The organism is Streptomyces sp. NPDC008150, assembly GCF_042956945.1.
Lineage (GTDB): Bacteria > Actinomycetota > Actinomycetes > Streptomycetales > Streptomycetaceae > Streptomyces.
In genome coordinates this window covers 1,279,044-1,303,282 of the sequence record NZ_JBIBHJ010000001.1, presented here as the reverse complement: position 1 = coordinate 1,303,282, position 24,239 = coordinate 1,279,044, and the positions used below count along the sequence as shown (strand labels likewise).

24 protein-coding genes and 1 rRNA gene are annotated in these 24,239 nt (G+C 72.7%); 10 read left to right on the top strand and 15 right to left on the bottom strand.

Translation table 11 applies throughout. The annotated features are described in order from the left end of the window. A 16S ribosomal RNA gene (locus ACFZA0_RS05700) occupies positions 1-90 on the bottom strand; the annotation flags it as partial. Between the two features lie 621 nt (positions 91-711). Further along, entirely contained in the window at positions 712-1,353 is a 642-nt protein-coding gene (locus ACFZA0_RS05695) for a DNA-3-methyladenine glycosylase (RefSeq protein ID WP_391011716.1), read from the bottom strand. Positions 1,354-1,554: 201 nt separating this feature from the next. Here ACFZA0_RS05695 and ACFZA0_RS05690 point away from each other — a divergent pair, with 201 nt between their 5' ends. The 3 genes from ACFZA0_RS05690 to ACFZA0_RS05680 all read left to right on the top strand — a co-directional run bounded on the left by ACFZA0_RS05690 (position 1,555) and on the right by ACFZA0_RS05680 (position 3,777). Beyond that, positions 1,555-2,337, top strand: coding sequence for a sporulation protein (locus ACFZA0_RS05690; RefSeq protein WP_391011713.1), 783 nt, complete (start codon positions 1,555-1,557; stop codon positions 2,335-2,337). A gap of 170 nt (positions 2,338-2,507) precedes the next feature. After that, positions 2,508-3,047, top strand: a complete 540-nt coding sequence (locus ACFZA0_RS05685; protein ID WP_391011709.1) for a YbhB/YbcL family Raf kinase inhibitor-like protein — start codon at positions 2,508-2,510, stop codon at positions 3,045-3,047. Positions 3,048-3,270: 223 nt separating this feature from the next. Continuing rightward, on the top strand, positions 3,271-3,777 hold the full coding sequence (locus ACFZA0_RS05680) for an HNH endonuclease (protein WP_391011706.1): 507 nt from the start codon (positions 3,271-3,273) through the stop codon (positions 3,775-3,777). A gap of 69 nt (positions 3,778-3,846) precedes the next feature. On the opposite strand, the gene ACFZA0_RS05675 is transcribed toward ACFZA0_RS05680, so the two are convergent. The 3 genes from ACFZA0_RS05675 to ACFZA0_RS05665 all read right to left on the bottom strand — a co-directional run bounded on the left by ACFZA0_RS05675 (position 3,847) and on the right by ACFZA0_RS05665 (position 6,336). After that, positions 3,847-4,812 (bottom strand): SPFH domain-containing protein, encoded by a 966-nt coding sequence (locus ACFZA0_RS05675; protein ID WP_391011703.1) that lies wholly within the window; start codon positions 4,810-4,812, stop codon positions 3,847-3,849. Between the two features lie 131 nt (positions 4,813-4,943). Beyond that, complete coding sequence (locus ACFZA0_RS05670) at positions 4,944-5,375, bottom strand: NfeD family protein (RefSeq protein ID WP_391011700.1); 432 nt, start codon at positions 5,373-5,375, stop codon at positions 4,944-4,946. Positions 5,376-5,538: 163 nt separating this feature from the next. Beyond that, positions 5,539-6,336: an ATP-binding cassette domain-containing protein gene (locus ACFZA0_RS05665; RefSeq protein WP_391011697.1), complete on the bottom strand. Its 798-nt coding sequence runs from the start codon at positions 6,334-6,336 to the stop codon at positions 5,539-5,541. Between the two features lie 159 nt (positions 6,337-6,495). Between ACFZA0_RS05665 and ACFZA0_RS05660 the strand changes: the two genes are divergently transcribed. Next, entirely contained in the window at positions 6,496-7,284 is a 789-nt protein-coding gene (locus tag ACFZA0_RS05660; protein ID WP_391011694.1) for a hypothetical protein, read from the top strand. Between the two features lie 106 nt (positions 7,285-7,390). Here ACFZA0_RS05660 and ACFZA0_RS05655 read toward each other — a convergent pair whose 3' ends face one another. From ACFZA0_RS05655 to ACFZA0_RS05640, 4 genes are all read right to left on the bottom strand, one after another. Beyond that, positions 7,391-7,630 (bottom strand): chaplin family protein, encoded by a 240-nt coding sequence (locus ACFZA0_RS05655; protein WP_391011691.1) that lies wholly within the window; start codon positions 7,628-7,630, stop codon positions 7,391-7,393. Positions 7,631-7,802: 172 nt separating this feature from the next. Beyond that, positions 7,803-8,048 (bottom strand): chaplin family protein, encoded by a 246-nt coding sequence (locus tag ACFZA0_RS05650; RefSeq protein ID WP_391011688.1) that lies wholly within the window; start codon positions 8,046-8,048, stop codon positions 7,803-7,805. A 163-nt stretch (positions 8,049-8,211) separates the two neighbouring features. Continuing rightward, positions 8,212-8,853 (bottom strand): response regulator, encoded by a 642-nt coding sequence (locus tag ACFZA0_RS05645; protein ID WP_391011685.1) that lies wholly within the window; start codon positions 8,851-8,853, stop codon positions 8,212-8,214. Then, entirely contained in the window at positions 8,846-10,015 is a 1,170-nt protein-coding gene (locus tag ACFZA0_RS05640; protein ID WP_391011682.1) for a GAF domain-containing protein, read from the bottom strand. The genes ACFZA0_RS05645 and ACFZA0_RS05640 overlap by 8 nt, the downstream gene beginning before the upstream one ends. Positions 10,016-10,236: 221 nt before the next feature. Between ACFZA0_RS05640 and ACFZA0_RS05635 the strand changes: the two genes are divergently transcribed. The 3 genes from ACFZA0_RS05635 to ACFZA0_RS05625 all read left to right on the top strand — a co-directional run bounded on the left by ACFZA0_RS05635 (position 10,237) and on the right by ACFZA0_RS05625 (position 13,092). Beyond that, on the top strand, positions 10,237-10,944 hold the full coding sequence (locus ACFZA0_RS05635; RefSeq protein WP_391011679.1) for an SDR family NAD(P)-dependent oxidoreductase: 708 nt from the start codon (positions 10,237-10,239) through the stop codon (positions 10,942-10,944). Then, positions 10,941-12,035: an S-adenosylmethionine:tRNA ribosyltransferase-isomerase gene (locus tag ACFZA0_RS05630; protein ID WP_391011676.1), complete on the top strand. Its 1,095-nt coding sequence runs from the start codon at positions 10,941-10,943 to the stop codon at positions 12,033-12,035. The genes ACFZA0_RS05635 and ACFZA0_RS05630 overlap by 4 nt, the downstream gene beginning before the upstream one ends. Positions 12,036-12,348: 313 nt before the next feature. After that, positions 12,349-13,092, top strand: coding sequence for a transglycosylase SLT domain-containing protein (locus ACFZA0_RS05625; protein ID WP_391011673.1), 744 nt, complete (start codon positions 12,349-12,351; stop codon positions 13,090-13,092). Between the two features lie 100 nt (positions 13,093-13,192). Here ACFZA0_RS05625 and ACFZA0_RS05620 read toward each other — a convergent pair whose 3' ends face one another. Next, positions 13,193-15,733, bottom strand: coding sequence for an FHA domain-containing protein (locus ACFZA0_RS05620; protein ID WP_391011670.1), 2,541 nt, complete (start codon positions 15,731-15,733; stop codon positions 13,193-13,195). A gap of 231 nt (positions 15,734-15,964) precedes the next feature. Here ACFZA0_RS05620 and ACFZA0_RS05615 point away from each other — a divergent pair, with 231 nt between their 5' ends. Beyond that, on the top strand, positions 15,965-17,794 hold the full coding sequence (locus ACFZA0_RS05615; protein WP_391011668.1) for a streptophobe family protein: 1,830 nt from the start codon (positions 15,965-15,967) through the stop codon (positions 17,792-17,794). A 1,178-nt stretch (positions 17,795-18,972) separates the two neighbouring features. Then, positions 18,973-20,181, top strand: coding sequence for a phosphoserine phosphatase SerB (gene serB / locus ACFZA0_RS05610; RefSeq protein ID WP_391011665.1), 1,209 nt, complete (start codon positions 18,973-18,975; stop codon positions 20,179-20,181). A 92-nt stretch (positions 20,182-20,273) separates the two neighbouring features. On the opposite strand, the gene ACFZA0_RS05605 is transcribed toward serB, so the two are convergent. The 4 genes from ACFZA0_RS05605 to ACFZA0_RS05590 all read right to left on the bottom strand — a co-directional run bounded on the left by ACFZA0_RS05605 (position 20,274) and on the right by ACFZA0_RS05590 (position 22,939). Next, the gene (locus tag ACFZA0_RS05605) at positions 20,274-20,792 is read right to left on the bottom strand and encodes a histidine phosphatase family protein (protein ID WP_391011662.1); all 519 of its coding nucleotides are present in this window, start codon (positions 20,790-20,792) and stop codon (positions 20,274-20,276) included. A gap of 124 nt (positions 20,793-20,916) precedes the next feature. Beyond that, positions 20,917-21,123: a hypothetical protein gene (locus tag ACFZA0_RS05600; RefSeq protein WP_391011660.1), complete on the bottom strand. Its 207-nt coding sequence runs from the start codon at positions 21,121-21,123 to the stop codon at positions 20,917-20,919. A gap of 238 nt (positions 21,124-21,361) precedes the next feature. Beyond that, entirely contained in the window at positions 21,362-21,478 is a 117-nt protein-coding gene (locus ACFZA0_RS05595; RefSeq protein WP_391011657.1) for an SGM_5486 family transporter-associated protein, read from the bottom strand. A 90-nt stretch (positions 21,479-21,568) separates the two neighbouring features. Further along, positions 21,569-22,939, bottom strand: a complete 1,371-nt coding sequence (locus tag ACFZA0_RS05590; RefSeq protein ID WP_391011655.1) for a CynX/NimT family MFS transporter — start codon at positions 22,937-22,939, stop codon at positions 21,569-21,571. Positions 22,940-23,021: 82 nt separating this feature from the next. Here ACFZA0_RS05590 and ACFZA0_RS05585 point away from each other — a divergent pair, with 82 nt between their 5' ends. Beyond that, on the top strand, positions 23,022-23,717 hold the full coding sequence (locus ACFZA0_RS05585) for an FCD domain-containing protein (protein ID WP_391011652.1): 696 nt from the start codon (positions 23,022-23,024) through the stop codon (positions 23,715-23,717). A 12-nt stretch (positions 23,718-23,729) separates the two neighbouring features. Here the strand turns inward: ACFZA0_RS05585 and ACFZA0_RS05580 are convergent, their stop codons facing one another. Continuing rightward, complete coding sequence (locus ACFZA0_RS05580) at positions 23,730-24,083, bottom strand: hypothetical protein (protein ID WP_391011649.1); 354 nt, start codon at positions 24,081-24,083, stop codon at positions 23,730-23,732. Positions 24,084-24,239: the final 156 nt, after the last annotated feature.

Sequence of the window (24,239 nt, the reverse complement as noted above, 5' to 3'; positions counted from 1 at the left end):
AATCCCCACCGAAGTGGTTCATCGTTCGACTTGCATGTGTTAAGCACGCCGCCAGCGTTCGTCCTGAGCCAGGATCAAACTCTCCGTGAATGTTTTCCCGACTGCGCTCGATTAAAAGCTGCGGGTGACACCACGATGAGCGGAACAGCCAGGCGGAATAAGCCCGGCCGTTCACAGCGTCCTCGCTGTGTTTTGTTTCAAAGGAACCGCGTCCCAGCCATGAAGACTGGAGACGGGGTATCAACATATCTGGCGTTGACTTTTGGCACGCTGTTGAGTTCTCAAGGAACGGACGCTTCCTTTGTACTCACCCTCTCGGGCTTTCCTCCGGGCTTCCCTTCGGTGTTTCCGACTCTATCAGATCTTTTCGATCCGATTTCCTCGGTGCTTTCCAGGTTCTCGCTTTCGCGTTTCCCTTTCCGGCGGTTCCGACTCTAGCAGACCCTTTCGGTTCTGATTCCCGGTCGGAGCGGGTTGCCTTCGGGCTATTGGCTTTGCGCCGTTGGCCTTTCGACGTTCACTACGCTAACCGATTGCCTCGCCAACTCATAATCGAGTTCCTCGGAATAGGAATTCAGGCATGCGCACATGACTGAGAGACCCTGTCGAGGGAGGTGGTAGGTAGTGGTGGTGGCCGCTTCCGGCTGCTGGCGAAACGCCGTACCCGGTTCAAGCGGCTCGGGCTACATTACGGAACCGCGCTGCGGCGAGTCAAGTTGAGCGGCGGCGGGGGGCGTGGGCCCGGTACGGACTCACTGTCGGGTCGTCAGCGATCCAGAACCGCCAGGGGTGCACGCCCCCTTCGCCGGCGACTCCGGTCCGCGGCCCACTGCGTACCTGGTCGGACGGGACCGGTGTACCGGACAGGATCCGCAGGGGAGTGTCACCGGACGTACAGGCGTCGACCCCGTTCTGGGCCCGGTCCACCCCCAGTGCCGTGGCGAGGCGGGCCGGTCCTTTGGCCAGTTCCTTGTCGTGTCGGGCCGAGAACCGCCGTTCGCGGGCCAGCTCCACGCCGTCGACCACCTCGCCCGCGCGCAGCAGGACACCGCTCGCCGTGCCCACCGGACCGCAGACGAAGTTCATGCAGTGCCACATGCCGTAGGTGAAGTAGACGTACACGTGACCGGGCGGCCCGAACATCACGTCGTTGCGGGGCGTACGCCCGCGGAAGGCGTGGGAGCCCGGGTCGTTCGCGCCGTCGTACGCCTCCACCTCCGTGAGGCGCAGCGTGATCGGGCCCTCCGGTGTGGACCGGACCAGCAGGCGGCCCAGCAGGTCGGGGGCGACGTCGAGCACGGGTCTGGCGAAGAAGGCGCGGTCGAGGGGCTTACGGTCGGGGCTCACGATCATGGCGTTCGAGGGTAGTGCAGAGCGGCCGTGCGGGCGGGGTGGTCAACGCGGCGTCGCCTTGCCAGGGTGAGTGCGCGGAACCGGCGGGTGCGCGAGCGCGTTTGTAGTGGTCGAGGACCCGCGTGATCAAGGACCCGCGCGACGTACGCAGGACGACAGAACAGGTGTGGCCCGGCCTGGGCCGCCTGGAGAGGGAGAGAGATGCCGTTCAAGAAGCTGCTCGCGAGTCTGGGGGCCGGCGGGGCTTCGGTCGAGACCGTTCTGACCGAGGTCAACGTCGTTCCGGGTGGCGTTGTGCAGGGCGAGGTGCGGATCCAGGGCGGATCCGTCGACCAGGAGATCCAGGGAGTGACGGTCGGCCTTCAGGCGAAGGTCGAGGTCGAGAGCGGGGACCAGGAGTACAAGCAGAACATCGACTTCGCGAAGCTGCGGCTCGGCGGCGCCTTCTCGCTCCGGGCGGGCGCGGTGCACGCCGTGCCGTTCGGTCTGGAGATCCCGTGGGAGACGCCCGTCACGATGATCGACGGGCAGGCCCTGCGCGGCATGAACATCGGTGTCACGACGGAGCTGGAGATCGCGCGCGCCGTGGACTCCGGTGACCTCGACCCCATCAACGTGCACCCGCTGCCGGCGCAGAAGGCGATCCTGGACGCGTTCATCCAGCTCGGCTTCCGCTTCAAGAACGCGGACCTGGAGCGCGGTCACATCCGCGGGACGCGGCAGCAGCTCCCCTTCTACCAGGAGGTGGAGTTCCACCCGCCGGCCCAGTACCGGGGTCTCAACCAGGTCGAGCTGAGCTTCGTGGCCGACGGGCACGGGATGGACGTCGTGCTGGAGATGGACAAGAAGCCCGGACTGTTCAGCGAGGGCAGCGACACGTTCCGGTCCTTCGAGGTCGGTCTGCACGACTACCAGAACACGGACTGGGCGGGCTATCTGAACCAGTGGCTGTCCGAGGTCGGCAGCAAGCGCAACTGGTTCTGACCGGTCGCCCCGTTCCGGACAGTTGACCCTGTCCGGAACGGGGTACCCGGCGCGTCCGGGCGGTCCCCGTGCCGCGTTCCGGAGGCCGCGCGCCTAGGCTCGGTGCTGTGCTTCCCGTACGCGGGGAGCCCGTGCGAAGCGATCAGGAAACCCGATCAGGAGGTACCGAGGTGTCCGAGCTCAAGAGGCGGCCGCTCCCCCATGACTTCCACCCGCCCGTGCCGTCGTTCACGGTCACGAGCGAGGACGTCGCGCCGGGCGGCACGCTCAAGGACGCGCAGGTCCAGGACGCCGGGAACACCTCGCCGCAGCTGCGCTGGGACGGCTTCCCCGCGGAGACCCGGAGCTTCGCCGTCACCTGCTACGACCCGGACGCCCCGACGGGTTCCGGCTTCTGGCACTGGGTCGTGTTCGACATCCCGGCCTCGGTGACGGAGCTCCCCGCGGGCGCGGGCACCGGCAAGTTCGAGGGGCTGCCCGAGGGAGCCGTGCAGGCGCGCAACGACTACGGCACCCAGGACTTCGGCGGCGCCGCCCCGCCGCCCGGTGACGGTCCGCACCGCTACGTGTTCACCGTCTACGCGGTGGACCAGGAGAAGCTCGGCCCGGACGCGGACGCGAGTCCCGCCGTGGTCGGTTTCAACCTGCGCTTCCACGCGCTGGCGCGCGCGCAGCTCGTCGGCGAGTACGAGGTGCCCGCCGGGAACTGAGCCCGGACCGGGCCGAGGAATTCGCTCAGCCCGGCGTTCACTGAACGTTTGCCCGCCCCTGGTCTTGGAAGTGATCAGGGGCGGGCATTTTTGTTGTCGGGGGTTCCGGGGGGCCGTCCCCCGGCGAAGCAGCAGATATTGCGTTGTCCATCCCGGCGCGCCCGGCCAGAGTTGATCCCAGCCCGCCAGGGGGTGGGCGGGTGCGTACGGGAGGTGGGCGGCAGTGCGGGACACGCTGGTACTCAATGCGAGCTTCGAGCCGTTGTCGACGGTCACGCTGAACCGGGCCGTCGTTCTGGTGCTCCAGGACAAGGCGGTCGTCGAGCAGGCCCACCCCGAACTGCGCATGCGCGGTGCCGCGGTCGACATACCGGTGCCGCGGGTGATCCGGCTCTGCCGGTACGTGCGGGTGCCGTTCCGAAGACAAGCACCGTGGTCGAGGCGGGGTGTCCTGATCAGGGACCGGCACCGCTGCGCGTACTGCGGCAGGCGGGCGACGACCGTGGACCACGTCGTACCCCGGGCGCAGGGCGGTGCCGACTCGTGGCTGAACACCGTGGCCTCGTGCGCGGAGGACAACCACCGCAAGGCGGACCGCACTCCGGACCAGGCGGGGATGCCGCTGCTGCGGCTGCCGTTCGAGCCGACGCCCGCGGACGCGATGCTGCTCGCGCTGGGGCAGGACGACTACGACTCGCTGCCCGAGTGGCTGGGGCAGCCGGCCGCGTAGGGTCGGCACGACGCGGTGGGGCCCGCCTCCCCGAGGGAGGCGGGCCCCACCGCGTCGCGGCGTGTGCGGTCAGTCGATCGGCGGGCGCTCGCGGCGCTCGGGGATCTTCGCGGTCTGCGCGGTCCCGGTGGTACCGCCGCCGTTGCCCGAACCCCCGCCGGTGCCACCGAAGTTGCCGAAGGCGCCGGACAGCCCCTTGAGGGCGTCGCCGATCTCGCTGGGCACGATCCAGAGCTTGTTCGCGTCGCCCTCGGCGATCTTCGGGAGCATCTGGAGGTACTGGTAGGAGAGCAGCTTCTGGTCGGGGTCGCCGGCGTGGATGGCCTCGAAGACCGTGCGGACGGCCTGCGCCTCGCCCTCGGCGCGCAGGGCCGCGGCCTTGGCCTCGCCCTCCGCGCGCAGGATCTGTGACTGCTTCTCGCCCTCCGCGGTGAGGATGGCGGCCTGCCGCGTACCTTCGGCGGTGAGGATCGCGGCGCGCTTGTCACGGTCGGCGCGCATCTGCTTCTCCATCGAGTCCTGGATGGAGGTCGGCGGTTCGATCGCCTTCAGCTCGACGCGGTTGACGCGGATGCCCCACTTGCCGGTGGCCTCGTCGAGGACGCCGCGCAGCGCCGCGTTGATCTCCTCGCGGGAGGTCAGCGTCCGCTCCAGGTCCATGCCGCCGATGATGTTGCGCAGGGTGGTCACGGTGAGCTGTTCGATCGCCTGGATGTAACTGGCGACCTCGTACGTCGCGGCCCGCGCGTCCGTCACCTGGTAGTAGATGACGGTGTCGATGTTCACCACCAGGTTGTCCTGGGTGATCACCGGCTGCGGCGGGAACGGCACGACCTGTTCACGCAGGTCGATGCGGTTGCGGATGGTGTCGATGAACGGAACGACGATGTTGAGGCCCGCGTTGAGCGTGCGCGTGTAGCGGCCGAACCGCTCGACGATGGCAGCGCTGGCCTGCGGGATGACCTGGATGGTCTTGATCAGGGCGATGAAGACCAACACCACCAGAATGATCAATACGATGATGACCGGTTCCATCGTGGCTCCCCGAACCCTTCTTCGCCTCGGAACTTGCGGAAGATCTCATGGTGTTGAAGATCTTGCTGGTCGAGTCTGTCAGACCGCCGGACACCTCGTGGGCCGTTCCGGGCAGTTGGCGCCGCGCATGATCACAGAACGACCGCCGTGGCGCCGTCGATCTCCACGACGTCCACCTCCTGGTCGACCTCGTAGACGCTGTCGGAGTCGAGCGCGCGGGCCGACCAGATCTCGCCGCCGAGCTTGATCCGACCGCCCCTGCCGTCGACCCGTTCCAGGACGCGGGCGCGCTTGCCCTTCAACGCGTCGATTCCCGAGGCGAGTTGGGGGCGCTGCGCGCTGTGCCGGGCGGCGATGGGCCGGACCACGGCGACGAGCGCGACGGAGACGACGACGAAGATGAGCACCTGGGCGACGAAGCCCGCGCCGAGAGCCGCGGCCACGGCCGAGACGGCCGCGCCGATGCCGAACATCGCGAACTCCGGCATCGCCGTGACCACAAGCGGGATGCCGAGTGCCACCGCGACGACGAGCCACCACACCCACGCGTCGATGTCGTTCACGCCGCCCATCGTAGGGCGCGGTGCGCGCCGCCGACAGGGCGCGGATCAGCCCGCGCTCCGGGCACGCCGACAGCCGGCACGACGTGACGGGACGCGGTGTGCCGGTGGGCGGCGCGAGGCGGATGTGACGCGGTGCGGTCCGGTGCGGTCCGGTGCCGTCCGATCAGGACATGGGGAGGCCCTGCGCGGTCCAGCGCTCGCCGACCTGTTCGACGACGAGCGGGAGGCCGAAGCACAGGGAGAGGTTGCGCGAGGTGAGCTCCAGCTCCAGCGGACCGGCGGCCAGCACCTTGCCCTGCCGGATCATCAGGACGTGCGTGAAGCCGGGCGCGATCTCCTCGACGTGGTGCGTGACCATGATCATGGAGGGCGCGATCGGGTCGCGGGCCAGCCGGCCGAGGCGGCGCACCAGGTCCTCGCGGCCACCGAGGTCGAGACCGGCGGCGGGCTCGTCGAGCAGCAGCAGTTCGGGGTCGGTCATGAGCGCGCGGGCGATGAGGGTGCGCTTGCGCTCGCCCTCGGAAAGGGTGCCGAAGCGGCGGTCCAGGAACTCCGTCATGCCGAGGCGGTCGAGGAAGGCGCGGGCGCGCTGCTCGTCGACGTCCTCGTACTCCTCCTGCCAGCCGGCCGTCATGCCGTAGGCGGCGGTGAGCACGGTCTGCAGGACCGTCTGGCGGCGGGGCAGCTTCTCGGCCACGGCGACACCCGCGATGCCGATGCGGGGGCGCAGTTCGAAGACGTCGGTGCCCGGCTTGCCGAGGGCCTCGCCGAGGATGCTCACGGTGCCGGTGGTGGGATACAGGTAGCTGGAGGCGACGTTCAGCAGGGTGGTCTTGCCGGCGCCGTTCGGTCCCAGGATGACCCAGCGCTCACCCTCCTTGACCGACCAGGAGACCTGATCCACGAGAGCCCGGCCCTCACGGACCACGGATACGTCCTGAAGCTCCAGAACATCGCTCATGAGCGCGTTGTCTCCCCTTGCAGTGTGGCTGTGGCCGCCGGTCTCGGCTGTGTCGTACGCCTGTGGCTCGGTCCGCCGCGCCCGCGGGCACGGCCCTCCCCGAATCTACGCCACCGGTCGGCCGCTCCATTCCATCGGTCCGGTCCTTAGGGTGGGGGGATGCTCAAGGAACCACGATCGGGGCGGCTCGCCTCTTGGGGAAACGCACTGTTGGCCGGACTCGTTCCGCCGGACGACGTGGCGGTCGCCGTCGTCGGTGAGGACGCCGCGCACCGGGTGTCGGGGCTGCCCGGCGAGCCCGCGCCCGTCGGGCTGACGCTGGCGCTGGGGCGGCTGCGCACCCTCGGCACCACGGGACTGCTGGTGGCGCTGCCCGCGCCGGGGCACCCGCTGGGGCTGAGCGGACCGCCGGAGTTCAACGCGCGGGCGCTGGACGCGGGCGAGGCGGTGGTGTGCCACGGCGCCGCGCTGGGGCTGGTGCCCGAGGTGCGCGAGGCCGGGCCGGCCGGGGACGTCCATGTCGACGTCGTCTGGCACGTACTGCCGGTACGTCCGGCGCCTCCCGCGGACGTACCGTCCCTCGGGGAGGCCGAGCGCGAACTGGCGGAGGCGCTGCGGGACGCGACCGCCGTGCTGTCCCGGCTGGACGTGGCCGGTTCGGGTCCGGTCGCCGAGGCGGCGATCGACGCGTACCGCGCGCGGGCCGAGGCGGGCCGCAAGGTGCTGGCGCCCGGCTATCCGCCGCGGGCGGTGCGGGTGCTCGAACTCGCCCAGCGGGTGGGGCTGTTGGTCGAGATCGCCCAGGAGAACGGGCACGGCGGTGCGATGAGCGCGTCGGAGATGGCCGCGCGCGCCGAGGCCCTGCGGCCGGTCCGGCGCACGGCGCGACGGGCGCAGGTCGCCGCGTACAACGCGGTCGTGGAGGAACGGGAGCGCGGGAAGCGCTAGGCCCTCGCGGCACCGACTCCCGTACGGTCGGCGGGTGTCGGCGGTCCGGCGGCAGCGGAAGGGCCCCGCGGGACGGATGTCCCGCGGGGCCCTTCGGAGCTGTTGGTCAGCCGTTGGCGGCCTGGTTGCCGAACGCCGGGTTCAGCAGACCGATGACGTTGACGCTGTCACCGACGACGTTGACCGGCACGTGGACCGGAACCTGGATGGCGTTGCCCGAGGCGACGCCCGGGGACTTCACGGCGGCACCGTCGGCACCGGCGTCGGCGAAAGCGGCACCGGCGGAGGCGCCGGCGGCGATGCCCGCGACGGTGAGGGCCACGGCGGCCTTCTTGGCGATGTTCATGAGAAGCGTTCCTCCTGCGTTTGCGTGTCCGACCCTGCCGCGGGTCGTGTTCCGTCAACGTGTCGCTGACAAGGAACGGCACGGGTGGTCACGCGGAAACGACCGTTCGGATCATTGGCACTACAAGCCCTTCAGCGGATGGGCGCACCGGCCGCCGTCGGGGCGGCGTTCCTCAGCGGTTGAGGCCGAGGTTGCCGAAGGCCGGGTTCAGCAGGCCGACGACGTTCACGCTGTTGCCGACGACGTTGACCGGGACGTGCACCGGGACCTGGATGGTGTTGCCCGAGACCACACCCGGCGAACCCGCGGTCTGACCGAGGGCCTCGGCACCCCCGTGGGCGGAGGCCATTCCGGCACCGGCGGCGACCAGACCGCCGGCCACCATCGTCACGGCCGCTGCCTTCTTCAGGTTCTTCACTTCGCAGTCCTCCTAGCGATCGCCGCGGCACTCGCCGCGGCACGCACTGGAGAACGCCGCGGCGCGCGGAAGGATGCGCCATCCGGGGGACATTCCCACGACGGTATGAATCTCAGCCCGGAGACCAATCCGGGCCGCCGGCAGGGCAGTTCCGTCAGTCCCGTCAGTCCGTCATTCCGTGGCGGACCGCCCACAGTGCCGCCTGGGTGCGGTCCGAGAGGTCGAGCTTCATCAGGATGTTGGAGACGTGGGTCTTCACCGTCTTCTCGGACAGCACCAGGGCGCGGGCTATCTCCCGGTTGGAACGCCCCTCGGCGATCTGGCCGAGCACCTCCCGCTCCCGCTCGGTGAGCGAACCTCCCCTGCCCTGGCCGGAGTTGGCGTCCTCCTGGGAGAGCAGGGCGCAGGCGACCTCGGGCTGGAGCAGGACGTGGCCCGCGTGCACGGAGCGGATCGCGCCGGCCAGCGCCTCGGGGTCGACGTCCTTGTAGACGTATCCGGCGGCGCCCGCGCGCAGGGCGGGGACCACGGTGCGCTGCTCCGTGAAGCTGGTCACGACGAGGACGCGGGCGGCGTTGCCGAGTTCGCGCAGCCTGCGCAGCGCCTCGACGCCGTCCATGACCGGCATCTTGACGTCCATGAGGACGACGTCGGGCTTCAACTCCTCGGCGCGCAGGACCCCTTCGGCTCCGTCCGCCGCCTCCCCCACGACCTCGATGTCGTCCTGCACCTCCAGGAAGGTGCGCAGCCCCCGGCGCACCACCTGGTGGTCGTCGACGAGCAGTACCTTGATCGCTTCAGCCACCGGGGACCTCCATCTCGACGGTGGTGCCACGGCCGGGCTCCGAGCGCACCGACAGGTTGCCGCCCGCGCCGCTCGCCCGGTCCCGCATGGAGACCAGGCCGAGGTGGCGGCCGGCGGCGCGGACCGCGCCGGGGTCGAAGCCGTCGCCGTCGTCCGTGATCCGCAGCAGGGCGCCGCGGCCGGATCTGCTCAGCGTCACCTCGACGAGGCGGGCGTCGGCGTGCCGCAGGGCGTTGTGCAGGGCCTCCTGGCCGACCCGGAGCAGCGCCTCCTCCTGGGCGGCGGGCAGTGCGCGCACGCCGCGCGCGGTGAACGTCACGCGGGCGGTGTGGGCGCGGTCCAGGACCTGGACCTGGTTGCGCAGGGTGGCCACGAGTCCGTCCTCGTCGAGTGCGGTGGGCCGCAACTCGACCACGGCGGCCCGCAGTTCGTCGACCGCCTCGGCGGCGAGCGCGGCCACCTGCTGCAACTCGCCCTTGGCGCGGGCCGGATCGCGGTCGACGAGGGCCGCGGCGGCCTGTGCGGTCAGGCGCAGGGAGAACAGCTTCTGGCTGACGGCGTCGTGCAGTTCGTGGGCGAGGCGGGAGCGTTCCTCGGCGATGGTCAGTTCCCGGCTGCGTTCGTACAGGCGGGCGTTGGTGAGGGCGATCGCGGCGTGCTGGGCGAGCAGGCCGAGCAGGTCCTCGTCCTCCTCCGTGAAGCCGCAGTGGTCCCGGGGCGCGCGGTCGCCCGCGGTGGTGCCGCCGGGACGCAGCTTGTTGGCGAGGAAGAGCGCGCCGATGATCTCGTCGCCGTCGCGGATCGGCAGTCCGAGGAAGTCGGACATGTCGGGGTGCGCGGCGGGCCAGCCCTCGAACCGGGGGTCCTCGCGCACGTCGGCGAGGCGCTCGGCCTTCGCCTCGTGCAGCATCGCGGCGAGGATGCCGTGCTGGCGGGGCAGCGGGCCGATGGCCTTCCACTGGGCGTCGCTGACGCCGTCGACGACGAACTGCGCGAAGCCGCCGTGGTCGTCGGGGACGCCGAGGGCGGCGTACTCGGCGTCGAGCAGTTCGCGCGCGGAGGCGACGATCGTCTTCAGGACGTCGCGCACCTCCAGGTGCCTGCTCATGGCCAGCAGCGCGGCGCTGACCGCGGCGAGGCCGGACCGGGGTCCTTGGCTCATGTCCCTCACGGTACCGGCGGTCCCGGCCGCGCGGATCGGGCTGTGGACAGAGGCCGGGCGGCCGGTGGACGCAGGTCCGGCCTAGGTCCCGGGACGGAGGGGGCCGTCCTACGCCGAAGGGCCCCGGCGGCCTGCGTCCGGCGTCCGACGCGGCGGGCCGCTCCCCGTTCCTACCGTGAGGGCGCGCCGTTCGGACGGCGTCACGACGAGGGGAGACGGTCATGCCCGTAGCGGTGGTCACAGGAGCGTCTAAGGGGCTGGGCAGGGCGCTCGCGCGGGCCCTGGCGGCACGGGGCTGGGATCTCGTACTGGACGCCAGGGGCGGCGGAGCACTGAAGGAGGCGGCGGCGGAGGCCGCGGCGCACGGTACGCGGGTGGAGGCGCTGCCCGGGGACGTGGCGGACGCCGCTCACCGGGCGGCCCTGGTGGCGGCGGCCGGGCGCCTGGGCGGGCTCGATCTGCTGGTGAGCAACGCGAGCGCGCTGGGCGCCGAGCCGCTCGCACCGCTGGCGGAGCTGCCGGAGGCCGGGCTGCGGCGGGCGCTGGAGGTGAACGTGGTGGCGGCGCACGGCCTGGTCCGCGAGGCGTTGCCGCTGCTGCGGGCGGCGGCGGCCGGGGCGGTGGTCACCGTCAGTTCGGACGCGGCCGTCGAGGCGTACGGGACGTGGGGCGGCTACGGGGCGTCGAAGGCGGCGCTGGACCACCTCGCGGCGGTGCTGGCGGTGGAGGAACCCGGGCTGCGGGTGTGGGCGGTGGACCCCGGGGACATGGGGACGGACCTGTACGCGGCGGCGGTGCCCGGGGACGACGGGGCACGGCCGGACCCGGACGCGGTGGTGCCGGCGTTCCTGCGGCTGCTGGACGAGCGTCCCGCGAGCGGGCGGTACGTCGCGGGGGCGCTCGCGGGGTCCGGGACGGAGGCCCGGTGAGCGTCGCCGTGCGGGTGCCGGAGGAGCTGTCGGCGCGGGAGCCCGTGGAGCGGCGCGCGCCGGGGCTGGGGCGCGACGGCGTGCGGCTGCTGGTGTCGCGCGGTACGGAGGTGTCCCACCACGCGTTCACGGAGCTGCCGCGGCTGCTGCGGGCGGGCGACGTCCTGGTGGTGAACACGTCCACGACGCTGGGCGCCGCGGTGGACGGCACGGCCGGGCACGCGCGCGTGGTCGTCCACTTCTCCACGCGCGGGGACGACGGGCGGTGGGCGGTCGAGCTGCGCGACCCGGACGGGCGGGGCACCACGCGCCCGCGCACCGGCGGCCCGGCGGGCACGGAGGTCCGGCTGCCCGGCGCGGCCCTGCTGCGGCTGGAGGAGCCGCTGGCCGGGCCGGGGGCGCGGCTGTGGTGGGCGCGGGTCCGGGGCGCGGCGGTGCCGGACCTGCTGCGGGCGCACGGGCGTCCCATCCGTTACTCCTACACGGAGCGGGACCAGCCGCTGTCGGCCTACCAGACGGTGTTCGCGCTGCCGGAGGCGGACGGGGCGGGCAGCGCGGAGATGCCGAGCGCGGCCAGGCCGTTCACGGCGCGGACGGTGGCGGAGCTGGTGAGCCGGGGCGTGCAGTTCGCGCCGGTCACGCTGCACACCGGGGTGGCGTCGGCCGAGGCGCACGAGCCGCCGTATCCGGAGCGGTTCGTGGTGCCGGGTCCGTCGGCGCGGCTGGTCAACGCCGCGCGGGCCCGCTTCGGCCCCGCGGGCCGGCGGCGCGGCGGGCGCGTGGTGGCCGTGGGGACGACGGCGGTACGGGCGCTGGAGTCGGCGACGGGGCCGGACGGCAGGGTGCGGGCGGCGGCGGGCTGGACGGACCTGGTGGTCACGCCGGAGCGCGGGGTGCGCGCGGTGGACGGGCTGCTGACCGGCCTGCACGAGCCGGAGGCCTCGCACCTGCTGATGCTGGAGGCGGTGGCCGGGCGGGCCGCGCTGGAGAGCGGGTACGACGCGGCGCTCCACGGGCGGTACCTGTGGCACGAGTTCGGGGACGTGCACCTTCTGCTGCCCCCGGAAACCCCTCACGCAGTGCGTTGCTAGAGCAACTGACGGTAAGCCGGACCGGGGTGGCGTGTGACCCCACGCATAGGGCCCAGGTCACGTACGAAGAGGCCTAGGAGACCGGGAAGTCCCTTTTGACCGGGACAGATGGTCCTGTCTGTCCCGATTTGCCCTTCCCGTCTCCACTAAGCGGGATCGTATGTCACACCTTTGCTTCGGAATTTCGCGGCCGCTAACAATGGCTCACGTCGCTCGACGTCCCGGGTTCCCCCGGCAGCGTTCGTGCCGGAGGCCCCCGCCTCCAGAGCCGGACCCGGAGCGACCCCGCGCTATCCGAAGAGGTCCGACTGCCATGCACAAGTACGTCCGCTTTCGACGCCCCGCCAGCCTGAACCGCAACCAGAAGATCGCCCTCGCCGGCGTCGCCACCATCGGTGCCGCCAGCCTCGCCTTCGCGGTGGCGCCCAGCGACGGTCACACCACGACCACCGACGCCTCCTCCCAGTCCGCCGTGACCTACAAGGCCGGCCGGATCCAGGGCGTCAGCGGCAGCATCACCGGCCAGTCCGCCGGCGACAGCGTGAAGACGCAGACCATCGCCGCGCAGAAGAAGGCCGACTCCGACGCCGCCGCGAAGAAGAAGGCGGACGCGGCCAAGAAGAAGGCCGCCGTCGCCGCCGCCGCGAAGAAGGCCGCGCAGGCGCGCAGCGCCAAGGAGGCCGCCAGCCGGTCCGCGAAGCGCGCCGAGGTCAAGACCGTGTCGGCGAAGAGCTACGCCAACAACCTCAACGGCTGGATCACCCAGGCGCTGGACATCATGCACGAGAAGCACATCCCGGGCAGCTACCACGGCCTGTACAAGAACATCATGCGTGAGTCGTCCGGCAACCCGCAGGCCATCAACGACTGGGACGTGAACGCCGTCAACGGCATCCCGTCCAAGGGTCTGCTCCAGGTCATCCCGCCGACGTTCGCGGCGTACCACGTCTCCGGCACGTCCTCGAACATCTACGACCCGGTCGCCAACATCACGGCCGCGGCCAACTACGCGGCCGACAAGTACGGCTCGATCGACAACGTCAACAGCGCGTACTGAGGTCGGCGCGGACCTCTGATCGTGTGACGCCGAAGGGCGGCGCCCCCGTTGCGGGGGCGCCGCCCTTCGGCGTGCCGTGCGCGTGCTCACGCGCACCGGGTCACTTGCGCATGACCTCGGGCTCGTGGCGGCGCAGGAACCGCGCCACGAAGAAGCCGCACACCACGCCCAGGAAGATCAGCACCGCCATGTCGAGCGTCCACGCCGAGGCGGTGTGGTTCCACAACGGGTCGGTGTTGCCCGGGTCGTCGAGGTTCGGGCTGATCCCGTTGAAGTCGAGCGTCGCGCCGGCCGCGCCGACCGCCCAGCGGGACGGCATCAGGTACGAGAACTGGTTGACGCCGACCGTGCCGTTCAGGATGAACAGGCAGCCGGTGAACACGACCTGGATGATCGCGAACATCACCAGCAGCGGCATGGTCTTCTCGGCCGTCTTCACCAGCGACGACATCATCAGGCCGAACATCATCGACGTGAAGCCCAACGCCATGATGGGCAGCGACAGTTCGAGCAGCACCGAGTGCCCGAGGATCACGCCCTCGTCGGGGATCGTCCGGCTGGAGAAGCCGATCGCGCCGACCATCAGGCCCTGGAGCACCGTGATGCCGCCGAGCACGACGACCTTCGACATCAGGTACGCCGAGCGGGACAGGCCGGTGGCGCGCTCCCGCTCGTAGATGACCCGTTCCTTGATCAGTTCGCGCACGGAGTTCGCGGCGCCCGCGAAGCACGCGCCGACCGCGAGGATCAACAGCACCGTGGTGGCCGTGCCGTTCGGCGTCGGCACCCCGGTCTTCGGGTTCACCGGATTGACCAGCAGCGTCTTGTCCGGGTCGATGAGCAGGCTCACCGCGCCGAGCACCGCCGGCAGGATCACCGTCAGCGCCAGGAAGCCCTTGTCGGACGCGATGACCGACACGTACCGCCGTATGAGCGTGACGAGTTGGGATCCCCAGCCCTGCGGCTTGGGCGGCTTCATCGCCTGCGGCGGAGGCATCTGTACGGACTGCGCGGCGATCGCGTCGATGTCCGCGGCGTACATCTGGTAGTGCTGCGACCCCTTCCAGCGGCCCGCCCAGTCGTAGTCGCGGTAGTTCTCGAAGGAGGAGAAGACGTCGGCCCAGCTTTCGTAGCCGAAGAAGTTCAGCGCCTCCTCCGGCGGCCCGAAGTAGGCGACCGCGCCACCGGGCGCCATCACCAACAGCTTGTCGCAGATGGCGAGTTCGGCGACGGAGTGAGTGACCACCAGGACCGTGCGGCCGTCGTCGGCGAGGCCGCGCAGCAGCTGCATGACGTCGCGGTCCATGCCCGGGTCGAGACCCGAGGTCGGCTCGTCCAGGAATATCAGCGACGGCTTGGTGAGCAGTTCGAGGGCCACCGAGACGCGCTTGCGCTGGCCGCCGGAGAGGGAGGTGACCTTCTTCTCCTTGTGGATGTCCAGCTTGAGTTCGCGCAGCACCTCGTCGATGCGCGACTCGCGTTCGGCGGACGTGGTGTCGGCGGGAAAGCGCAGCTTGGCCGCGTACTTGAGCGCCTTCCTGACCGTCAGTTCCTTGTGCAGGATGTCGTCCTGCGGCACCAGGCCGATGCGCTGACGCAGTTCGGCGAACTGCTTGTACAGGTTCCTGTTGTCGTAGAGCACGTCGCCGTGGTTGGCGGGCCGGTAGCCGGTGAGCGCCTTCAGGAGCGTCGACTTGCCGGAGCCGGACGGGCCGATGACCGCGATCAGCGACTTCTCCGGGACCCCGAAGGAGACGTCCTTGAGGATCTGCTTGCCGCCGTCGACCTCGACGGTGAGGTGGCGCGCCGAGAAGGACACCTCGCCGGTGTCGACGAACTCCTCCAGCCGGTCCCCGACCAGCCGGAACGTCGAGTGGCCGACGCCCACGATGTCGTCGTGGTCGAGCAGCGCGGAGCCGCCCTTGGTGATCGGCTGGCCGTTGACGTACGTGCCGTTGTGCGAGCCGAGGTCGCGGATCTCGAAGCGGCCGTCGGGCGTCGCGTGGAACTCCGCGTGATTGCGGGAGACTTGGAGGTCCGAGACGACCAGGTCGTTCTCCAGCGCGCGGCCGATGCGCATCACCCGTCCCAGCGAGAACTGGTGGAACGTGGTCGGGCTGCGGTCGCCGTAGACCGGCGGCGCCCCGGTGCCCTGCTGCTGCGGCACGCGCGGCGCGGCCTGCGACGCCGCGGCCTGTGACGGCGGGGCGGCCTGCGGAGCCGGCTGCTGCTGCCAGCCCTGCTGCTGGGGCGGCTGCTGCGGCGGCGCCTGCCCGGCCCAGCCGGGGCCCGCCCCCTGCGCGGCGTACGGCTGTTGCCGCGCGGGAGCCTGCGGTGTCGCCACCGCCGCCGCCCCGGACAGGTTCAGCCGCGGCCCGTCGGTCGCGTTGCCGAGGTGCACGGCGGTACCCGGGCCGATCCCCGTCTCCGAGATCCGCGCTCCCCCGACGAACGTGCCGTTGGTGCTGCCGTGGTCGGCGAGCACCCAACCGGCGCCGTTCCATTGGATCGTGGCGTGACGCCAGGACACCCGGGCGTCGTCGAACACGATGTCACCCTGCGGATCGCGCCCGAGGGTGTATTGCCTGGTCGGATCGAGCGTCCAGGTACGTCCGTTGAATTCCAGTACGAGTTCAGGCACTCCATGCCCCACTGAGTTGTCCCCCGATTTGGCCCCCGATGCGGGGAGTCTAGGGATGTCGAACATCGGGGGGAACTATTTCAGGCTCGCCGCCCTGTCCGAAACCCTGACCCTGTGAAGAGTGCGCGGGTGCCCTCCGCGGTTGCGTTGACGAGGTTGGAACCGCCCCGGAAAGTGGTAGTCCCACCGGGGGGATGGGCGCGGTGCCGCGCCGTGGATCGGGGGGTCTGCATGACGTCTGCCGCGAGTGTCCGAAGCAGGGGTGCCGGCCGCCGGCCGCCCTGGGGGAACATCCTGCTGTCCGCGGTCGCCGCGGTGAGCTGGGCGCTGATCGGGATGGCGGGCACGGCCGCGCTCGGCCTGCACCTGGTGGGGGCCGACCGGGCCGGTTCGCTGGGCCCGTTGACGGCCGCCGCCGTCGCGCTCGGCTCGGGCGGCTCGGTGACCCCGTCCGGCGACGTCTCCGCGTTCGGCCTGAGCGGCGCCGAGGCGCACACCGCCGTCACGATCACGCCACTGGGCGTGGGACTGGTCGGCGCGCTGCTGCTGTCGTGGCTCTTCCTGAGATCCCTGCGCGGCGCGGGAGTTGAGATCTCCGCGGCCGAACTCGTGGCCCGCGCGGCCTCGGTGGCGGTCCTGTTCGTCGCGATGCTCGGCGGCCTCGCGTGGGCCGGCCACGACGTCGTCACGATCGACGGCGCCTCGCTCGGCCTGGACGACCTGCCGGGGGGCGGGTCCGGCGGCTCCGGCGGAACGAAAATCCCCGGGCTCGGCGACCTCGGCGGGCTGCTGCCGGGCAAGGTCGGCGACCTGGTGGACGCGAAGGCCGCGGTCGGGTTCGCCGTCGACACCGGGCCCACCCTGCTCGGCGGTCTCGCGTGGGTGACGGGCGTCCTGCTGATCGCCCTGCTGGCCTCCCGCCGCACCCCGCTGCCGCCCGGCTGGGGCGTCGTGCACCGAGCGGTACGGCCGGCCGTCTCCGCGCTCGTCGCCGTGCTGCTCGTGGCCGTGGCCGCCGGGCTGGCGGCGGCGGGGTACGCGGCGCTCCGCGACGACCACCCCGGCCGGATCGCCGGGTCGGCACTGCTCGGCGCCCCGAACGGCGTGTGGCTCGCCGTCCCGCTCGGCCTGTTCGTGCCGTGGGACGGCACCGCGACGGGCGCGCTCACGGGGCTGCTCCCCAATCCGCTCGACCGGCTCCTGGACGCCGGGTCCGACCGGCCCGTCACGCTCGGCCGGCTGGCCGAACTCGACGACAGAGTATGGCTGTTGGCGGTCGCGACGGCGCTGATGATGCTGCTCGCCGGGGTGCTGACGGCGGTCCGCACACCGTACGGCGGGAGCGCCGCGCCCCCCGGCGTCCTGCGGTTCGCGGGGGCGTGCGCGCTGCGGCTCGGGACGGCGACCGCGCTCGCCCTGCCCCTCCTCACCTGGCTCACCGACGTATCGGTGAACGCGTCCCTGTCCGTGCTCGGCCTCGACGCGTTCGGCGCGGGCGTCGAACTCCACGGCCACCTGGCCGCGGCACTGCTCCTGGGCGCGCTCTGGGGAGCGGGCGCGGGAGCGGCCGGGGCGCTGCTCGCCCGCGCGGCGGGGGCGGCCGGCCGGCGGGCGGCGGTACTGGCCCGGGGTGCCGCGGCGGGCGGCGGCGCCGCCCCGGACGCCGGGCCTCGGCCACCGGCGGCGCCGGACGGCCCGTACGCACCGGGGACGCCGTACCGGCCGCCCAACCCCGACACGAATCCGTACCTGCGCGTGCCGGAGGAGCTGCGGCAGTCGGGGCCGGGACGGTGGGGGGAGGCGGGAACGCAGGGGGCACCGGGGCCGCGCGGCGGTTCTCCGCGAGGGGGTACGCCGGCGCCCCGGCCGCCCGGCGGCCGCCCGGGGGACGACGTGGCGGGCGCCGAGACGATGATCGGCCCGGTCGGTCCGGGCACCCCGGGCCCACGACGACCGGGGGGACGACCGGGCGGGCGCCCACCGACCCCGCGGGACGACGGCCCACCGCCCCCGCCCCCACCACCGCCGCCACCGCGCGGAGGGCCTCGGGGGCAGCGGTAGGGGTGACGGGGGCGGCGACGGCGCCCGCAGGGGCAGACGCCAACTCGCGCTCCCGGCAACGCCCTTCAGCGACTGGCCGACGCCGCCGGGCCGATGACGTAGCGCTCTGGGCGCTGGGCCGGAGCCAGGGCAATGGCCAGGGCCGCGTCCGGTGAGCTGCTGCGCCGTTCGCCCGGAGGGCAGGCCCGGGGCCTCCCGACGGGTCGCCATGCGGCGTGCGGGGCGGATGCCCGCGTATGCGCCGTGGCGGGAAGGCTCGACCGGCACGGCGGGAGCGCGCGCTCGGGGCCGCGGACGGGCGCGACTGCGCGTCGCCGTACGGCGCGACGGGCGGGCCCCCGCGTACCCGCCGGGGCGGGAAGGCTCGACCGGCACGGCGGGAGCGCGCGCTCGGGGCGGCGGACGGGCGCCCGCGTACCCGCCGTGGCGGAGGGCTTGCACGGCGCGGCACAAGTGCGTACCCGGGCGGCAGACGAGCGCGACTGGCGGACACCACCCACCCCTGCGCAGGCACCTAGACACCAGGCGCCCATGACGCGGGCTCGGCCCCGGGGCGCCGCTCGGCATACCCGGCGGACGATCGCGTACCCGCGCGCTCGGGTGCTCGCCCGGCACGGCGAAGGGCCTGCCCCGCGCTGCGAAGGCGCGCGCCGAAAGGGCCTCTCCGCTGGGCCGAAAAGCGGCGGGCAGACGGACCCGACACCCGCACGCCCCCTGCGCGAAGGGACTCGTCAAGGCCGGTGCGCCGATCGGCCGCGCGGACACGACCCGCATCCGTACCCGGGGCCCTGCACCAAGCCCGCGTCCAGGCCCGTGGCACGACCCACCGGCCAGGCGACCCGCGGACCCGCCGTATCCGGGTGCTCACCCACCCGGACACCGGCACCCCCGGGCCGACCCACGCCCCGGCAGACGGGGTTCCCCGCGCGGACACCACCCCCGCCCCGTGCCGACCCGTGACGCGGCTCGGGCCCGGGTGATCGCGACGAGGGTCCGGCCCACCGGGCGGTCGTGCGGTCGTGCGGGCGACCGGAACCCGGCGGGCAACCCCGGAAGCGCCGGCGCCGCCCCGCGCGCGGAGCGCCTCCGCGTCACCGGACCGCCGTCCGCTGTTCCGTGTCCGTCAGGCGGACCACCGCGTCGTGCGGCACTGAGTGCCGGATACGGTGGGGATCACCATGGACGCTGCGCAGACCTCCGACGTTCCCACGCTCCTCGTCAAGATCTTCGGCAAGGACAGGCCGGGCATCACGGCCGGCCTCTTCGACACCCTCGCCGCCTACTCCGTCGACGTCGTCGACATCGAGCAGGTCGTCACCCGCGGCCGGATGGTGCTGTGCGCGCTGGTGACCCACCCGCCCGCCGGGCTGGAGGGCGACCTGCGGGCCACCGTGCACAGTTGGGCCGAGTCCGTCGGGATGCAGGCGGAGATCATCTCCGGCACCGGCGACAACAGGCCCCGCGGGCACGGGCGTTCACTCGTCACTGTGCTCGGGAACCCGCTCACCGCCGAGTCGACGGCGGCCATCGCCTCGCGGATCACCAAGGCGGGCGGCAACATCGACCGCGTCTTCCGCCTCGCCAAGTACCCCGTGACGGCAGTGGAGTTCGCCGTCTCGGGCGTGGCCACGGAGAACCTGCGGACGGCCCTGGTGACCGGCGCCTCCGCGCTCGGCGTGGACATCGCGGTGGTCGGCGCCGGGCTGCACCGCCGGGCGCAGCGGCTGGTCGTGATGGACGTGGACTCGACGCTCATCCAGGACGAGGTGATCGAGCTCTTCGCCGCGCACGCCGGCTGCGAGGACAGGGTCGCCGAGGTGACCGCCGCCGCGATGCGCGGGGAGCTGGACTTCGAGCAGTCCCTGCACGCACGCGTGGCGCTGCTGGCCGGGCTGGACGCCTCGGTGGTGGACAAGGTGCGCAGCGAGGTGCGGCTGACGCCCGGCGCGCGCACCCTGATCCGCACCCTGAAGCGGCTCGGCTACCAGGTGGGCGTGGTCTCCGGCGGGTTCACCCAGGTCACCGACGACCTGCGGGAACGGCTCGGGCTCGACTTCGCGCAGGCCAACACCCTGGAGATCGCCGACGGGCGGCTGACCGGCCGGGTGACCGGCGAGATCGTGGACCGCGCGGGCAAGGCGCGGCTGCTGCGCCGGTTCGCCGACGCCGCCGGGGTGCCGCTGTCGCAGACCGTCGCGATCGGTGACGGCGCCAACGACCTCGACATGCTGAACGCGGCCGGTCTGGGCGTCGCGTTCAACGCGAAGCCCGTCGTGCGCGAGGCGGCGCACACCGCGGTCAACGTGCCGTTCCTGGACACCGTGCTGTACCTGCTGGGCATCACCCGCGAAGAGGTCGAGGCCGCCGACATGGACGACGAGGGCTGAGCAGCGCGGACACCGAAGGGCCGGGCCGCCGCCGACAGGCGGGGCCCGGCCCTTCGGTACGTACGCGCCCGTCTACGCGGTCGCCCGGTCGCTCACTCCGAGGGGGCCCAGTAGTCGCGCAGGGTCGCGACGCCCGGTTCCAGGTCCTTCCAGGAGCCGTCGAAGGTCAGGACGGCGAACGCGGCGGTCGGGAAGCCCCTGCGCTCCAGCCGGGTGCGGGTGTCGCCCTCGACGGAGCCGGCGAGGACGTCGGTGACGCCCTGCACGCCGGGGTTGTGGCCGATCAGCAGGACGTTGCGGGCGTCGTCCGGCGTCTCGTTCAGGACGGCGATCAGTTCGCCGGGCGAGGCGTCGTAGATCCGCTCCTCGTAGACGGTCTTCGGCCGGTGCGGGAACTCCTGCACGGCGAACTTCCACGTCTCCCGGGTCCTGACGGCGGTGGAGCACAGGGCCAGGTCGAAGGGGATGCCGGTGTCCGCCAGTTTGAGCCCGGCGGCCGCCGCGTCCGTGCGCCCGCGTTCGGCGAGCGGACGCTCGTGGTCGGTCACCTCCGGCCAGTCGGCTTTCGCATGGCGGAAGAGGACGATCCTGCGCGGTTCTGCGACGCTCATGGGTACCAGCTTCGCACGAAACAGACCACACGTCGCAGGGAGTTGGCAGGCGGGCGTGAGGGGACGTGACGGTCGCTTGCCGGACGAAGCGGGCAGGGTGGCGGGGCCCCCGGGGCCCGCGGCGCTAGCCGGCGATCAGGTGCCGGGCCTGCGTGAGGAACCGGGCGATCGAGGGGTCGCCGGCGGAGGCGTGGGCGTCCGCCGGGTTCTGTATCAGCACGAGCAGGACGACGAACGCGAGAGCCGGGAGCGCCAGTGCCCACCAGGGCAGGCGACTGCCGACGACACCCGTGGTCGCCGGGTGGGGCCGGGTGTGCGTACGGGCCGACATGACTGCCTCCGCTGGTCTCCGCGTGGTCCGTGGTCCGCATGTCCGCGGCCATGGAAAACGCTACGGAATCCGCGGCCACCGGCCCATCCGGTGATCCACCCACTCCACCCTGACACTCGCCCCCTAGGGGACGGGGGGTTAGCCCCACCCCGCGGGGCGCACGGGTACGCGCGCGGGACCGGCGGGAGGCGTGGGGCGGTCGCGGCGGCCGGACCCGTCGTCGCGGCGGCCGGACCGGTCAGGGGGAGGCGATCGACGCGATGACGGCGATGATCACGAAGATGAGGAAGAACGAGCCGAAGACGAGCAGCATCTTCTTCTGGCCGTTCTGGGGATTCGGATCGAGCACTGGCATGCGCAACAGTGTCCCACCCGGTCCCCCGCCCCGGCGGCCGGGGGTGGCACGGCGGGGCGGACGGGACGGGTGTTCGAGCCGGGCGGCGGCTCAGCGGGCGCCGGCCGCGGCCGCCGCCTCGTCCTCCACCGTGCGGTCGCGGCCCGCCAGGTAGCCCACCACCATCTGCGGCAGCATCAGGGCGGCCATCAGCGCGATCGGCACGCCCCAGCCGCCGCTGGTCTGGTAGAGCACGCCGACGAGCAGCGGCCCGGGGATGGAGATGAGGTAGCCGGTGCTCTGCGCGAACGCCGAGAGCTGGGCCACGCCCGGTCCGGTCCGCGCCCGCATGCCGACCATCGTCAGGGCGAGCGGGAAGGCGCAGTTGGAGATGCCCAGCAGGACGGCCCAGGCCCAGGCGCCGCCGGCGGGCGCGAGGTACAGCCCCGCGTATCCGGCGAGGCCGCAGACGCCGAGCACGACGACGATCGGGCCCTGGTGGGGCAGCCGCGTGGCGACCCGGGGGATGACGAAGGCGAGCGGTATGCCCATCGCCATGGTGACGGCCAGGAGCACGCCCGCGGTGCCCGCCGAGACGCCGGCGTCCCGGAAGATCTGCGCCATCCAGCCCATCGTGATGTAGGCGGCGGTCGCCTGGAGCCCGAAGAACACGGCGAGCGCCCAGGCGGTGCGGCTGCGGGTGATGCGCAGCGCGGGTGCCGGGGCGGCGCCCGGACGGGGTTCCGCCGCCCGGGACGCCTCGGCCCGCTCCCCCGCGCGCCCGGCGCGCACGAGCGGCAGCCAGGGCAGCACGGCGACGGCGGCCAGCGCGGCCCACACGGCGAGGCCGGGCTGCCAGCCGCCGCCCAGCGCGTCGGTCAGGGGCACGGTGGCCGCCGCGGCGACGGAGGTGCCGATGGCGAGCGCCATCGAGTAGAGCCCGGTCATCGAGCCGACCCGGTCGGGGAACCAGCGCTTGACGACGACCGGCATGAGGACGTTGCTGACCGCGATGCCCATGAGTGCCAGCGCGCTGCCCACGAGGAATCCGGCGGTGCCGCCGACGTAGGGCCGCAGCAACAGGCCGGCGGTGATCGCGGCCATGCCGGCGCAGACCACCGCGGGCGCGCCGAACCGCCGGGCGAGGCGGGGCGCCATGACGCCGAAGGCGGCGAAGCAGAGCGGCGGTACGGAGGTGAGGAGCCCGGCGACGCTGCCGCTCATGCCGAGTCCGTCGCGGACCTCCTCCAGGAGGGCACCGAGGCTGGTGATCGCGGGGCGCAGGTTCAGGGCGGACAGCACGATGCCGACGACGACCAGCCGTACCGCCCACGCGCGCGGGGCGCCGCCCGCCGTACCGGTGCCGCGGGGCTCGCCGGACGCGCGCCCGGTCTCGGGGCTGCCGGACCCGGAGTGCGGCTCCGGCGCGGACTTGACGGACGTCAGGGTGGGGTTCTGGGGTCGGGATTCCTCGGGGGCCATGTGGACCATCATAGAATCATGGGATGATTGGTTGTCCAGCCCCGGACCCCACCGTTCCCGTCCTCGCGTGCGAAGGTGTGCCATGCCCCTGAGCCATCCCCGTCGCTCGGCGCTCTCCGAGCAGGTCATCGCCGCGCTGCGCGCCCAGATCGCCTCGGGCGAGTGGCCCGTCGGGTCGCGCATCCCGACCGAGCCGGAACTCGTCGAACAGCTCGGGGTCGCGCGCAACACGGTCCGCGAGGCTGTCCGCGCCCTCGCGCACAACGGCCTGCTGGACATCCGCCAGGGCTCGGGCACCTACGTCGCCGCGACCAGCGAGCTGGCCGGGGTGATGCACCGGCGCTTCGCCGACGCGGACCCGCGGCACATCGCCGAACTGCGCTCCACGCTGGAGTCGGGGGCCGCGCGCCTGGCCGCCGAGCGGCGCACCGAGAAGGACCTCAAGCAGCTCGACGCGCTGCTGGTGCGGCGCGGCGAGGCGTGGGAGTCCGGCGACACGGAGGCCTTCGTGACGGCCGACACCTCGTTCCACATGGCCCTCGTCGCCGCCTCGCACAACGACGTCATGACGGCGATGTACGCGGACCTCGGCGAGGTGCTCCGGGACTGGCTGCGCGACGACGTCGGGGAGAAGCTCACCCCGGACACGCTCCTCGACCACACGCGCGTGGTCGACGCGATCCGCACGGGCGACGCCGCGACGGCGGCGGCGGAGGCCGAGGGCTATCCGCGCCCGTGCCGGCCGGGCCCGTTCGGCACTCCTCCGGACGCGGCGTAGCGCCCCTCGGGTTCAGCGCCCCCGGGGATCGTGCCCGACCCACGCGGAGTGGATCTCCTTCCAGCACCGGCCGGTCAGCCGCACGGTCTGCGCGGGGCCCGTCGCGACGGGGGCGCCGTCGCTGTCGACGTCCCACCAGCGGTCGCACTCGATGTGCAGGCTGACCCGGTCCGTCGCCGGGTACGGGTTGTGGCAGTAGGCCGTGACGCGGGAGCCGTCCACCGTGGTGCGGCACTGGGCGCCGGAGAGCCGCGGAGCGACCGGGCCGATGTCGCGCACGCCGGTCTGCGGGAGCCCCTCGAACGGCAGGGACGTCAGGAGCGCGGCGGCGACGACGGCTGGGGCCAGTCTGCTGGACAGGCGCACAAGGGAGACCTCCTCGGCCGGGCTGGGGAGGGAACCACGTGGGTGAACGCGTACTCCAACAGTGACCGTCCGACGCCCCGCCCCGCCCGGCCGGGTAGCCCGAACGGGCGACGCCCCGCCGCCCGCACGGGGCGGGGACGGGGCGTCGGGGGCCGC